We start from the raw sequence: 13,217 nt of genomic DNA on the forward strand, positions 1-13,217 counted from the left end.
GACCAGGATATACCCGAATCAGCGCCAGTTCTGATACCAGTCAGCGACGCGGCGCCCCGTTGACGCGTTATCTTTCGATTCGCAAACGCAGCATGCATGTGCGCAATGTGGACACTGCCAACCTGTGTAGGTTTTATCGCAGGATCGATCCGAATATAGTGGCCGCCAGGTAAAAACTACTGGAGCCATCACGGTGTCCGATTCGACCGCCTTGCGACGCGCGGAAGCCGTCCGCCATTTCAATCGCTTCTATACGAAGCACATCGGCGAACTCCACGACCATTTGCACAACAGCGAGTTCTCGCTTACCGAAGTCCGCGTCCTGCGCGAGCTTGCGCTCGGACGCGCGCAGACCGCCGCAGCGCTCGCGCGCGGTCTTGGCCTCGACAGCGGTTATCTGAGCCGGCTGCTGACCGGCTTCGAGCGGCGCAAGCTGATCAACCGGCAACCCTCGACCGCCGATGCGCGGCAGTCGATGCTATCGCTGACCGATAACGGACGCGCCGCGTATCAGCCGCTCGACGCGGCCGCGATCCGGGAGGTGTCCGCGATGCTCGCGAAGCTCGCTGACAACTCGCAGGAACAGTTGATCGGCGCGATGAAACTGATCGAGCGCCTGATCAACGAAGGGCCGCGGCACGGCGCGGTCATGCTGCGCGGTCCCAAAGCCGGGGACTACGGTTTTCTCGTGCAGCGCCAGGCGCAATTGTTCGCGAACGGCTACGGCTGGGACCATCGGTTCGAAGGGTTGCTCGCGCGAACGGTGGCTGCGTTTTCGGAAGATCACGATCCGCAGCGCGAAACGTGCATGATTGCGGAGCAGCGGGGAACGGTTGCCGGTTCCGCGCTGATCACGCAGCAAGCGCCCGATACCGCCAGGGTGCAGATGTTGTACGTCGAGCCGGACGTTCAGCGTCTCGGTATCGGCACGCATCTGATGAACGAGTGTGTGCACTTTGCCAGACGCGCCGGCTATACGAAGCTGTCGGTAACGACGGCAACCACCCTGCTCGACGCGCGCCGTCTTTTCGCGCACGCCGGCTTTATCCGCATGACCGCCGAGCCGGCGCAGCGCTTCGGCCGCCAGCTCGTACTCGAGCGCTGGGTGCGCAATCTCTGAGTCGAGCGTCGTGCACGCGCGAGCCGTCCGATGGATCGGATCGGAAGGCCCCTTGCATCAGCAGGCCCGGTGCATCAGAACGACGGCAGGACCGAGCCTTTGAACTCGGACTTGATGAACTGCCGCACATCGTCCGACTGATACGCGGCCACGAGCTTCTTCACCCACGGCTTGTCCTTGTCCTGCGCGCGAACCGCGATCAGGTTCGCATACGGGCTGTGCACGTCTTCGAGCGCGATCGCGTCGCGCATCGGCTGCAGCCCGGCGGCAAGCGCGAAATTCGTGTTGATCGCGGCGGCGTCGACATCGGCAAGCGAACGCGGCAATTGCGCGGCGTCCAGTTCAACGAGCTTGACCTTTTTCGGATTGTCGGCAACATCGAGCGGCGTCGCATTGTTTCCGTTCGTGCCTGCGCCCGCCTTCAGCTTCAGCACGCCTTGCGCTTGCAGCAACAACAACGCGCGATTCTCGTTCGACGGATCGTTCGGCACCGCTACCTTTGCGCCTTGCGGCAGATCCTTCAGTGTCCTGAGCTTTCTCGAGTAGATGCCGAGCGGCGAGATGTAGGTGAGTCCGACGTTGGCGATCTGGTAGCCGCGCTGCTTGACCTGGCTGTCGAGATACGGCTGGTGCTGGAAGCTGTTTGCGTCAAGATCGCCTGCGTCGAGCGCGGCATTCGGCTGCACGTAGTCGTTGAACTCGATGACTTTCACGTTGAGGCCCTCGCGTTTCGCAACCTTCTGGACGACTGACCAGATTTGCGCGTCGGGTCCGCTGATCGTGCCGACCTTGATGACTTTATCGGCGCCGTTGTTTGGGTTTCCGGCGGCGTGTGCGCCGATGCCTGTCATCACGGCTGCGCCCGCGATGACGGCTGACAAGATTTTGAGGATGTTTCTGCGCTGCATGTGATTCTCGCTTTGACGGCTTTTCTAACGATTGCTGATTCGGGCAACGCGGGCCGCGCGACACGTTAGGTGCCGACGCCCTGTCGCCGGGCGTGAATGGTCTCACAAGGCTTTTGCAATCGGAAATACCGTCATCGCATATCGATATGCGCAGCCGCGGCAAACGAAGGCTGCGGCGGCGCGACGCGAATGGCTGCGGGAAACGACAACGGCGCGCCCGAAGGCGCGCCGTTGGTCTGCTTGCGCTGATCGTCGCGATCTGGCTCGATGCGACGTTCAGAAGGTCGTCCAGTCGCCGTCGTCGACCCGTTTGGCCGCGCGCGGTCGCGCGCTTGGCGCGTCAGCCCGCTCTGTTGCAGCGCTTGCGCCGGGTGCGCCGGTCGCGGCAACTCCCACTGCGGCCACTTTTTGCGCGGCGCGCACTGCGGCAGGTGCGGCAACACGCGAAACATCAAGCGAGACAGTGGCCACCCCAGCAGACACCCCCGCGGACGCCTTCAACGCAGGTTGTTTTGCCGGCTGCTTCCCGACAGCAGGCTTCAAACTGCCCGGCAGCGCAACGCGCACCGCTGCTGTCGACGCCTGCGCATCGCTCACGCGAAACGCGTCGACTGCCTCGCGCAAGCGGGCCGCCTGGTCCTGCAATGCAGCCGCGGCGGCCGTCGCCTGTTCGACGAGCGCCGCGTTCTGCTGCGTCACTTCGTCCATCTGCGCGACCGCGCGTCCGACCTGCGAAATGCCGCTGCTTTGTTCCTCCGAAGCCGCTGCGATCTCGCCCATGATGTCGGTCACGCGCCGCACGGCCTGCAGGATTTCGCCCATCGTCGCGCCGGCCTGCTCGACGAGCGCCGAACCGTTGTTGACGCGCTCGACCGAAGCGCCGATCAGTTGCCTGATTTCTTTCGCCGCCGTCGCGCTACGCTGCGCCAGACTGCGCACCTCACCGGCGACGACCGCGAAGCCGCGGCCCTGTTCGCCCGCGCGCGCCGCTTCGACCGCCGCATTGAGCGCGAGAATGTTGGTCTGGAACGCGATCCCCTCGATCACGCCGATGATGTCCGCGATCTGCCGCGAGCTGTCGTTGATCTCGCCCATCGTGCCGATCACGCGGGTCACCACTTCGTTGCCCTTCGTCGCGATATCCGATGCGTTGTTGGCGAGACCGCTCGCCTGCCGCGCATTCTCGGCGTTCTGCTTGACCGTCGCAGTCAGCTCCTCCATGCTCGCTGCCGTTTCCTGCAGCGATGCGGCCTGCTGTTCGGTGCGCTGCGACAGGTCGTTGTTGCCGGCCGTGATCTGCTGCGTGGCCGACGCGATCGCTTCGGCCGAACGCCGGATCTCGCCGATCGCGCGTTGCAGGCGGTCCTGCATTGCTTGCATCGCCGCCATCATGCTCGACGTGTCGCTCGAACGCACCTCGACGACCTGCGTCAGATCGCCGCCCGCGATGCGCGTGGCAAGCAGCGCGGCCTCCTGCGGCTCACCGCCGAGCCCATTGCGGATGCTGCGCATCACGACGATCATCGCCAGCGTGATCAGCGTGCCGATCACGAGCACGGCGACCAGATGTTCGACGATGTTCCCGTAGTACGCCGTATCGATATCGCGCACGAACACGCCGCTCGTGATGTACCAGTCCCACGGTGCGAAGCGCTCGACATAGCTGAGCTTCGGCAACGCGGTTTCGCTGCCCGGCAGGCGGCCGCGATATTCGGCAAAGCCGCGGCCCGTTGCCTTCGCGCTGTCGATCACCGACATATAGAGCAGCTTGCCGTCGGGATCCTTGAAATCGCCGACCGGCTTGCCGACCATCTGCGGCAGCGTCGGGTGCATCAGCACGACCGGCTTCGAGTCGATCACGAAAAGATAGCCGGCGTCGCCGTAACGCATCGTCGCCAGACGCGCCAGTGCTTCGCGTCGCGCGTCGGCTTCAGTCAGTTTGCCGGCCTGCGATTGGGCGTAATAGCCGTTCACGACGTTCTGCGCGGCGTCGACGAGATTCACCATGCCGGCCTTGCGCTCGGCCAGCATCGTCGAGCGCGTTTCGACCGCGCTCAGCAAACCGATGCCCAGCAACCCCAGCCAGACAAGCGCGAGCGACAGCCACAGCTTGCGATTCAGACTCATCCCGCTCATTGTTTTGGTCTCTTTCGTGTGGTTTTTCCGGCAATGCGCAAGCGCGCGGACGCGGCGCAAACGATTGCCTTACAGGATAACGGCACGAAAGGAAGGCGACTTGAACGGGCGTGCTAAAAGGACGAACGAGGGAAGAAACGAAGGAGAAACGGAGCAGATGCAAAGGCGAAAGCGCGCATTCCGGACGCGCTCGGCGCGCGTTTGGCCCGTGCGCCTGTTTGCCGTTTTGGCCCGCGATCGGATCGCGGGAGGGTCAGCGGTGCGGCGCGCTCAACCGAGCAGCAGCTTGATGTCGTGCACCCACGGCCCGGCGCCCTGGCCGTCGCGCGCGAAAAGCCGCAGGCGGCCATCCGGGTCGAACACATAGCTCGCCGCGGTATGGTCCATTGTGTAGCTATCGGGCGTCTTGCCCGGCACCTTCGCGTAGTAGACGCGGAAGTCTTTCGCGATCTTCTGGAGCTGCGCCTCGTTTGCGGGTCGCAGGCCGACGAAGGTCGGGTTGAACGCGGGCACGTATTGTCCGAACAGCGCGGGCGTGTCGCGCTCGGGGTCGAGCGTGACGAACAGCACCTGCACGCGTTTGGCGTCCGCGGGCCCGAGTTGCTGCATCGCCTGCGAGAGTTCGGCCATCGTTGTCGGACACACGTCGGGGCAGTGCGTGTAGCCGAAGAACAGCACGACCACCTTGCCCTTGTAGTCCGCGAGCGTGCGCATTTTGCCGCTCGTGTCGGGCAGCGAGAAATCGGTCGCGAACTGCTTGTTGCCCGTGATATCGACGTTCTGGAATGCCGGCGCATCCTGGCCGCAGCCGGCGACGAGCATGGCGCCGCCTAGCGCGCAGACCGCGACAGCGATGCGCGCGACACGCGTCGCGAGAGCAAACCGGTTCTTTTTCAGCATGACATGAGTGGCAGCTGTAACGGTGGGAGAATCCAGGCCGGCGCCGCGGTCCGGGTCGGCCCTGTGCGCTTATGTGACGATCACGCGACGATCATGGATCATGCGCCGCCTGTGCGCCGCGCATGCACCGATCATGCACCGATCACGGCGCGCGCATAGTGATCGATCAGCAAGGCCGCAAACAGCAGCGACAGATAAACGATCGAGTAACGAAAGGTCTTACGCGCAAGCGCGTCGGAATATTCCCGGTAGATCTTCCACGCGTAACCGAGAAACACGGCGCCGAGCAGCACCGCCGCACTCAGATACACAATGCCGCTCATCCCCGAGATAAACGGCATCAGCGTCACGGCGAACAGAATAACCGTGTAGAGGAAGATGTGCAGACGCGTGTACTGCTCGCCGTGCGTGTTCGGCAGCATCGGCAAGCCTGCGTTCTCATAGTCTTTGCGGCGATAGAGCGCGAGCGCCCAGAAGTGGGGCGGCGTCCACACGAAGATGATCAGCACCAGAATCCATGCATCGCCGGGCACGTGTCCCGTGACCGCTGCCCAGCCGAGCGCCGGCGGCATCGCGCCCGACGCGCCGCCGATCACGATGTTCTGCGGCGTGTACGGCTTGAGCAGCAGCGTGTAGATCACCGCATACCCAACGAATGTGGCGATGGTGAGCCACATCGTCAGCGCATTCGTGAACGCGTAGAGCGTCCACATGCCGAGGCCGCCGAGTACGGCCGAGAACAGCAGGATCTGCGTCGTGGTGATTTCGCCGCGCGCGGACGGGCGCCATGCGGTGCGACGCATCATCGCATCGACCTTCTGTTCGACGAGGCAGTTGATCGCGAACGCGGCGCCCGCGAGCAGCCAGATGCCGATCGTGCCCCCGATCAGCACGGTCCACGGCACCATGCCCGGCGTCGCGAGAAACATGCCGATCACCGCGCAGAACACGGCGAGCTGTGTGACACGCGGCTTCGTCAGCGCGAGGTATTGGGAGATCCGGTTACCGGATGAATGAAGGAAAGTTGTGCTGTCCATGTGGGGTCACGCTGGTGCGGCATCGCGCGCGGGCAACATGGCGCGGCCGGGACGGCTAGAAGCGATTCGAAAGTTTAGCATAACGAGCAGCAGCAGCAGGACCGCGGCACCGCCGTTATGGGCGACCGCAATCGGCAATGGCCATTGCAATACGATGTTCGACAGGCCCGTGAAAAACTGGATGACGATCACGAGCAGCACGCCGTTCGCGGGCCGCCGCAGCGACTCGAAACGGCGCAGTTTCAATGCGAGCCACAGCAGGTACGCCACGACGACGAGCGCGAACGTGCGATGCGTCCAGTGGATCGCGACGAGCGCGTCTTGCGTGATCATGTCGCCGTCGCCGGTCATGCCGAGTGCGCGCCACAGGTGAAAGCCGTGCGCGAAATCCATCGGCGGCAGCCATTGGCCGTTGCAGGTCGGGAAGTCGGTGCACGCGAGCACCGCATAGTTCGTGCTGACCCAGCCGCCGAGCGCGATCTGCACGATCAGCAGCACGAGGCCCGCCAACGCGGCCGCGCGCCAGCGGCCCGCCGCGGGTTCGAACACGGGCAGCGGCGTTTGCCGCGCCGCGAGCCAACCGAGCGCGCCGAGCAGCGTGAGGCCGAGCAGCAGATGCGTCGTGACGATGACGGGCTGCAGCTTCATCGTCACGGTCCATGCGCCGAAAATGCCCTGCACGACGATGAGCAACAGCAGCGACGTGGGCCACCACGGCGACACATGCAACAGGCGCCTGCGGATACGCGCGGTCCACGCGATCAACACCTGCGCGATGATGAGCACGCCGATTGCCATCGCGAAGTAGCGGTGGATCATCTCGATCCATGCTTTCGTCATGCTGACCGGGCCGGTCGGCATCGCCTGATACGCGGCCGAGATCGCCGCATGCGCGATGAACGGCGACGACGTGCCGTAGCAGCCGGGCCAGTCGGGACAGCCGAGGCCGGAGTCGGTGAGCCGCGTGAAGCCGCCGAACATCACGAGGTCGAGCGTCAGAAACGTCGTCACCCAGACGAGCTTGCGGAATTTGTCGTCGTCGGCCTTGACCCATACGTACGAGAGCGGCAACAGTGCGATGCACAGTCCGATCAGGCCGAGTTGCAGTACGAACATCCGTGTCTACCTCTATCTCGCGATCTTCAATGACGCTTCGATGTCGTCAGCCGATGCTCGAATTGCGCAGCAGCTTCGACACATCGCCCTTGATCTTGCTCGGGTTCGGATCCTTCGGGAAACGCATCATCAGGTTGCCGTTAGGATCGACCATGTAAATGTGATCGGTCAATTGCGTGCCGTCGTCGACGGGCAGCCATGCGGCCACATCGGCGGCGGACGCGACGAACTTTTCCGTATCGGGATACGCATTCTCGATCACATCCGGCACCTTCGACGCATCGGTGCGCAGCCAGATATTGACGATGCGTTCGCGTTCGCCGGCCTGCGTCGCGCGGATCTGCCGCATGAAGTACAGCTTGGTCGCGCAAGCCTTGTCGCACGCGCTGCCGTCGACCGAGATCATGAGCCAGCGGCCGCGCATCGACGCGAGCTTCATCGGCTTGCCGTCTTCGCCGGTGACGACGAGCGTATCGGGAATCGGCCGCTGCGGCTCGATCAGCTTGCCATAGCTCGTCGTGCCGCCGGTCGGCTTGATCACGTAGTACGTGAAATACGATCCGATCACGGGCGCCGCGCAGATCAGCGCGATCAGCAGCATCGTCCAGCGGCCGCGCTGCCACGAGCCGCCGCCCGGCGCGCGCTGGTCCGATGCGGGCGTTGTGCCACGCTGCTGGCCGGACTGCCTACTGCCTGGCTGTGCGCGGTCGGAGGATGACTGTGAAGGCGACTTTTGCATCGACACTGCTTGACCTCATTAATGATTGCATGGGCGGATCGGCGTAGACCGGTGCATTGCGTGCGACAACAAGCCGCATCAGCGCCCCGGCGTCGACGCGCTTAAACGCCGCGCGTGCTTTCGCTTTCCTGCTCGTGCGGGTGCTTCGGATTCTGCATCGGCTGTGCGTCCAGAATCCGCTGATCTTTCTTCGCTGCACGACGCGCCGCATACAAACCGAAACCAAGCGCGGCGACGGCCATGCCCCACCACTGGAACATGTAGCCGTAATTACGCTCGACGCCCGTCGTGGGCGCGGGCCAGTCGCGCACGAGTTTGTCGCCGTCGTCGCTCAACTGCTGGATCACGAACGGCTGTAGCGGCAAGCCGGTTTCAGCCGCATAAGCATGCACGTCGAGATTCTGTCGAATCTTCTGATGCGGCGCGGAACCGCCTTCGCCGAGCTCGAACGCCTTGCTCGCATCGGCGCGCGCAATGCCTTCGATTTCGACCTCGCCTTTCGGCGTGTCGTAATGCTCGATCGCCGTGCGCACGTCGGCATTGCGCGGCAGCCAGCCGCGATTGACCAGCACGTAACCGCCGTCGCGCAGTTTAAGCGGCATCACGACGTAAAAGCCCGCCTGATCGTTATACGGCCGATTGTCGAGGTACACCACTTGCTCGGGCATAAATTGACCGACTGCCCTCACGCGGTGAAATTCGATATCCTTCAGCGCCACCGGCGTCGCGCCGACCGGCGTGGCCGGCGCGTTTTCGAACTGCGTAATGCGCGCCTCGAGCGCTTCCTTCTGATGCGCGCGGTCGCGCTGCCAGAAGCCGAGCCGCACCGTTACCGCGACGACAATCAGAATGAGCAGCGCCGGCAGCCAGCGGATCTTCATCGTAGCGGCCCCGCGAACCAACGAACCATTGCGGCCGGTGCGATAATAGCCGCGTTACGTTCGCTTTCCTGAAGAGTTTCCGTGGCTTTCATGCACATACTGGTTCCCATCGCTTTTGCGCTCATCATCGCGAGCATGATCTCGGCGCTGTACTTCATGATGCACGATCGCGGCCGCACAAAGCGCATGGTCTGGTCGCTCGCGACGCGCGTCGGGCTGTCTATCTCGCTGTTCCTGTTCATCCTGTTCGCACACTGGATGGGCTGGATCCAGTCGACCGGCATTCCGTACGGCCGGTAAAGACCGCTACAGACCGCTAAAAACACCGCTACAGAAGCGCGCCGATTATAGCGGCGCGGCCCGATAGCAAAACGCCGCCCCGATACAGTCGAGGGCGGCGCCTTGTTGATCTTCGCTACTGCCGTCTTATCTGTCCTGCCATTCCGGTGGTGCGCGACATATGCGCGCACCCGAGCCGCATTACAGCCCGCATTAAAGCCCGTATTAAAGCCAGTAGACAACGACGTACAGCCCCAGCCATACGACGTCGACAAAGTGCCAATACCACGCGGCGCCTTCGAACGCGAAGTGATGGTCCGCTGTGAAGTGGCCGCGGATCAGGCGAACCAGCACCACGGTCAGCATCGTGCCGCCGAGGAACACGTGGAAACCGTGGAAGCCCGTCAGCAGAAAGAACGTCGAACCGTACACGCCCGATGCGAGCGTCAGATTCAGCTCGTTGTACGCGTGGAAGTATTCGAAAGCCTGAAAGAACAGGAATGTGAGGCCGAGCAGGATCGTTGCCGCGAGCCACACGATCGCCTTCTTACGATGATTGTCGCGCAGCGCATGGTGCGACACCGTCAGCGTCGCGCCCGACGACAGCAGCAGCGCGGTATTGATGGTCGGCACCGGCCACGGCGTCATCGACTTGAAGTGCGAGACGAGTTCCGCCGGTCCGTTATTCGGCCACACGGCCGAGAAATCCGGCCAGATCAATTTGTAGTCGAGGCTGCCCAACTGGTGCATCGCGATTTCGCGCGCGTAGAACAGCGCACCGAAAAACGCGCCGAAGAACATCACTTCGGAGAAGATGAACCAGCTCATGCTCCAGCGGTACGACACGTCGACGCGCTTGCCATACATGCCGCCTTCCGATTCGGAGATCGCGTCGCCGAACCAGTGCCACAGCGTAAAGAGCAACCAGAGCAGACCGACCAGCGAGGTATATGGCGCCCACGGCTCGCCGTTCACCCATGAGGCAAACGACGAAAGCATGATCAAAAGCCCCACCGCCGCGCTGATCGGGTGCCGCGACGGGTGCGGTATGAAATAGTACGGGCTCTCGTTTTGGCCGCTCATTCTTGATTCTCCACTTCAGTCCAGTTGTTCCGGGCTTGCCCGGCTGTATCCCGACGGCGCGTCGATACCGCACCGCTTCGCTCTAATCGTCCTGCCTGTTCAAATCCACCCGCGCAATTCACCAGCGTCAAGCTATCGCCGTCAACCCACCACCGCGTGCACGACGAGAATCAGGATGCCGATAAACACCGCGGCACAGATCAGCGCTGCGGCAATCACATGCAGCGGATTCAGCTGCGTTGCATCCGCTTCGAGGTCGCGCCGCTTGCGCACGCCGAAAAACGACCACATCACGGCCCTCATCGACTGGCCGAAGCTGCTCTTGCTGCGTCCACGGCCGTTATCGCCCATCGTCGCCGTCTCTCCCGTCGCGCTGTTCCCGCTTTTGCTGTCGCTGCCCGTGCAGCCGCCTTTTGAAGCTTATGGTTTTCAACCGCTTTTCTCGATGTCCGTCAGGCCGGGTCAGGGCCCTGCCCATCGGTGTTGTCTTTCGCCGGCACGGCCGGCGCATTCAACTCGAAGAACGTGTACGACAGCGTGATCGTCTTTACGTCCTTCGGCAACTTCGGGTCAACCACAAACACGACCGGCAGCAGCTTCGTCTCGTGTGCAGCGAGCTTCTGCTGCGTAAAACAGAAGCATTCGATCTTCCTGAAGTACTCGGTGGCCTCGCGCGGCGCGTAGCTCGGAATCGCCTGCGCGTCGATCGCGCGCGCTTGCGCGTTGGTCACCTGATACATCACCGTCGTCACTTCGCCCGGATGCACGTCGACAGCGCTCTGCTCCGGCTTGAAACCCAGCGGGCCGCGCGCATTGGCATCGAACTCGATCGAGATCGTGCGCGTCATGTCGACCTGCGTGTTCTTCGCCTCGCGCTTGCTCGTATCGCGCTGCACGAGATTGTTGATGCCCGTCACCTCGCAGATCGCCCGGTACATCGGCACCAGCGCAAAACCGAAACCGAACATTAGAAACGCCACCACCACGAGCTTGAACAGCATCGAGCGGTTGAACGAGCGAGTGGCCTCGTTCGGCGAATGCATCGACATCGAACTTCCTTAATGAAGCGTCAAGCCACTACGAAAAAGCAGCTACGAGAACCAGATCTGCTTGACAAAGGCCGCCACGAAAAACGCGACCGCAATGGCAGACAGAATCAGGCCAAGCCGCCGGGTGCCTGCGCGAATTTCCTCGGGAGTACGCCTCTTCGGTGGTTTTCGCGTCATGCCGATGTTTCGGGTTGCTTCTTCCATCGCTGCCTGCTCGATCCGGCGATCTCAGAGCCGGCGTACGCGCCGGGAGATCGCCTTCTCCTGGTTTTGAGTTCGCTCGCCGGCGCGCTTATTCGACCGTCGGCGGGTTTTCGAACGTGTGGAAAGGAGCCGGGCTCGGCACCGTCCACTCGAGGCCCGTCGCGCCTTCCCACGGCTTGTCGCCTGCCTTTTCGAGGTCGCCGCCGCCGCGATAGGCCGGCAGCGCGACCGCGAACAGGAAATAAACCTGCGCGAGGCCAAAGCCGAACGCGCCGATCGTGATCACCTGGTTCCAGTCGGTGAACTGGGCCGGATAGTCGGCATAACGACGCGGCATGCCGGCGAGACCGACGAAGTGCATCGGCAGGAACGCGAGGTTGAAGAAGAACAGCGACGACCAGAAGTGGATCTTGCCGCGCGTCTCGTTGTACATCCAGCCGGTCCATTTCGGCGACCAGTAATACCAGCCCGCGAAGAGCCCGAACAGCGACCCCGCCACCAGCACGTAGTGGAAGTGCGCGACGACGAAGTAGGTGCCGTGGTACTGGATATCGAGCGGCGCCATCGCGAGCATCAGGCCCGTCAGACCGCCGAACGTGAACACGAACAGGAAGCCGACCGCGAACAGCATCGGCGTTTCGAACGTGAGCGAACCGCGCCACATCGTCGCGACCCAGTTGAACACCTTCACGCCCGTCGGCACGGCGATCAGCATCGTGGCGTACATGAAGAACAGTTGCCCCGTGACCGGCATGCCCGTCGCGAACATGTGGTGCGCCCAGACCATGAACGACAGGATCGCGATCGACGCCGTTGCATAGACCATCGAGCTATAGCCGAACAGCGGCTTGCGCGCGAACGCCGGAATCACCTGCGAGACGATCCCGAACGCCGGCAAGATCATGATGTACACCTCGGGGTGACCGAAGAACCAGAAGATGTGCTGGTACATGACCGGGTCGCCGCCGCCTGCCGCGTTGAAGAACGACGTACCGAAGTGGCGATCGAACAGGATCATCGTGATCGCGCCCGCAAGCACCGGCATCACGGCGATCAGCAGATACGCGGTGATGAGCCACGTCCACACGAACATCGGCATCTTCATCAGCGTCATGCCGGGCGCGCGCAGATTCAGGATCGTCACGACGATATTGATACCGCCCATGATCGACGAGGCACCCATGATGTGGACCGCGAAGATCGCGAAGTCCATGCCCGGGCCCATTTGCGTGGAGAGCGGCGCGTACAGCGTCCAGCCCGCGGCCGTCGCGCCACCGGGCACGAAGAACGAGCCGACCAGCAGACACGCAGCAACCGGCAGCAGCCAGAAGCTGAAGTTGTTCATCCGCGCGAAGGCCATGTCCGACGCGCCGATCTGCAGCGGAATCATCCAGTTCGCGAAGCCGACGAAAGCCGGCATGATCGCGCCGAACACCATGATCAGGCCGTGCATGGTGGTCAACTGGTTGAAGAACTCGGGACGCATGATCTGCAGGCCCGGCTCGAACAGCTCCGAGCGGATGCCAAGCGCCATCACTCCGCCGGACAGGAACATGATGAACGAGAACAGCAGATACAGCGTGCCGATATCCTTGTGGTTCGTCGCGAACAGCCAGCGGCGCCAGCCGGTCGGCGTGCCGTGCGCATGATCGCCGTGCACATGCTCGTGCCCTGCGACAACATCGTGTCCGATGCTAGACATGACAATCTCCTAAAACGAATACTTCTTGGCCGACAGCAACATGTCAGGCCGCAGGGCTGATTC

General features: G+C 62.9%; 14 protein-coding genes. 2 read left to right on the forward strand and 12 right to left on the reverse strand.

What is annotated here, in order from left to right; translation table 11 throughout:
- Positions 1–193 precede the first annotated feature (193 nt).
- The gene (locus tag QYH69_RS28620) at positions 194–1,120 is read left to right on the forward strand and encodes a bifunctional helix-turn-helix transcriptional regulator/GNAT family N-acetyltransferase (RefSeq protein ID WP_308835069.1); all 927 of its coding nucleotides are present in this window, start codon (positions 194–196) and stop codon (positions 1,118–1,120) included.
- Positions 1,121–1,194: 74 nt separating this feature from the next.
- Here QYH69_RS28620 and QYH69_RS28625 read toward each other — a convergent pair whose 3' ends face one another.
- The 7 genes from QYH69_RS28625 to QYH69_RS28655 all read right to left on the reverse strand — a co-directional run bounded on the left by QYH69_RS28625 (position 1,195) and on the right by QYH69_RS28655 (position 8,837).
- The gene (locus QYH69_RS28625) at positions 1,195–2,028 is read right to left on the reverse strand and encodes a MetQ/NlpA family ABC transporter substrate-binding protein (RefSeq protein ID WP_308835070.1); all 834 of its coding nucleotides are present in this window, start codon (positions 2,026–2,028) and stop codon (positions 1,195–1,197) included.
- Positions 2,029–2,304: 276 nt separating this feature from the next.
- Entirely contained in the window at positions 2,305–4,164 is a 1,860-nt protein-coding gene (locus QYH69_RS28630) for a methyl-accepting chemotaxis protein (protein ID WP_374992515.1), read from the reverse strand.
- A 270-nt stretch (positions 4,165–4,434) separates the two neighbouring features.
- The gene (locus QYH69_RS28635; protein WP_308835071.1) at positions 4,435–5,064 is read right to left on the reverse strand and encodes an SCO family protein; all 630 of its coding nucleotides are present in this window, start codon (positions 5,062–5,064) and stop codon (positions 4,435–4,437) included.
- A gap of 131 nt (positions 5,065–5,195) precedes the next feature.
- A complete protein-coding gene (gene cyoE, locus QYH69_RS28640; RefSeq protein WP_308835072.1) occupies positions 5,196–6,101 on the reverse strand; it encodes a heme o synthase in 906 nt (301 codons plus the stop codon).
- A 6-nt stretch (positions 6,102–6,107) separates the two neighbouring features.
- Positions 6,108–7,217 carry a COX15/CtaA family protein gene (locus QYH69_RS28645; RefSeq protein ID WP_308835073.1) on the reverse strand — a complete coding sequence of 370 codons (1,110 nt, stop codon included), beginning with the start codon at positions 7,215–7,217 and terminating at the stop codon, positions 6,108–6,110.
- Between the two features lie 46 nt (positions 7,218–7,263).
- Positions 7,264–7,956, reverse strand: a complete 693-nt coding sequence (locus tag QYH69_RS28650; RefSeq protein ID WP_374992516.1) for an SCO family protein — start codon at positions 7,954–7,956, stop codon at positions 7,264–7,266.
- A 101-nt stretch (positions 7,957–8,057) separates the two neighbouring features.
- On the reverse strand, positions 8,058–8,837 hold the full coding sequence (locus QYH69_RS28655) for an SURF1 family protein (RefSeq protein ID WP_308835074.1): 780 nt from the start codon (positions 8,835–8,837) through the stop codon (positions 8,058–8,060).
- A 90-nt stretch (positions 8,838–8,927) separates the two neighbouring features.
- Between QYH69_RS28655 and QYH69_RS28660 the strand changes: the two genes are divergently transcribed.
- Complete coding sequence (locus QYH69_RS28660; RefSeq protein ID WP_075155677.1) at positions 8,928–9,137, forward strand: twin transmembrane helix small protein; 210 nt, start codon at positions 8,928–8,930, stop codon at positions 9,135–9,137.
- Between the two features lie 204 nt (positions 9,138–9,341).
- Here the strand turns inward: QYH69_RS28660 and QYH69_RS28665 are convergent, their stop codons facing one another.
- From QYH69_RS28665 to ctaD, 5 genes are all read right to left on the reverse strand, one after another.
- Positions 9,342–10,199 (reverse strand): cytochrome c oxidase subunit 3, encoded by an 858-nt coding sequence (locus QYH69_RS28665; RefSeq protein ID WP_075155676.1) that lies wholly within the window; start codon positions 10,197–10,199, stop codon positions 9,342–9,344.
- Between the two features lie 141 nt (positions 10,200–10,340).
- A complete protein-coding gene (locus tag QYH69_RS28670) occupies positions 10,341–10,550 on the reverse strand; it encodes a DUF2970 domain-containing protein (RefSeq protein WP_308835075.1) in 210 nt (69 codons plus the stop codon).
- Positions 10,551–10,651: 101 nt separating this feature from the next.
- Complete coding sequence (locus tag QYH69_RS28675) at positions 10,652–11,248, reverse strand: cytochrome c oxidase assembly protein (protein ID WP_308835076.1); 597 nt, start codon at positions 11,246–11,248, stop codon at positions 10,652–10,654.
- Between the two features lie 42 nt (positions 11,249–11,290).
- The gene (locus QYH69_RS28680) at positions 11,291–11,425 is read right to left on the reverse strand and encodes a cytochrome oxidase small assembly protein (RefSeq protein WP_232243500.1); all 135 of its coding nucleotides are present in this window, start codon (positions 11,423–11,425) and stop codon (positions 11,291–11,293) included.
- 115 nt (positions 11,426–11,540) lie between these two features.
- Positions 11,541–13,154 carry a cytochrome c oxidase subunit I gene (ctaD, locus tag QYH69_RS28685; protein ID WP_308835077.1) on the reverse strand — a complete coding sequence of 538 codons (1,614 nt, stop codon included), beginning with the start codon at positions 13,152–13,154 and terminating at the stop codon, positions 11,541–11,543.
- Between the last annotated feature and the right edge of the window lie 63 nt (positions 13,155–13,217).

Origin of the sequence: Paraburkholderia sp. SARCC-3016 (genome assembly GCF_031119615.1) — a bacterium.
Taxonomy (GTDB): Bacteria; Pseudomonadota; Gammaproteobacteria; order Burkholderiales; family Burkholderiaceae; genus Paraburkholderia.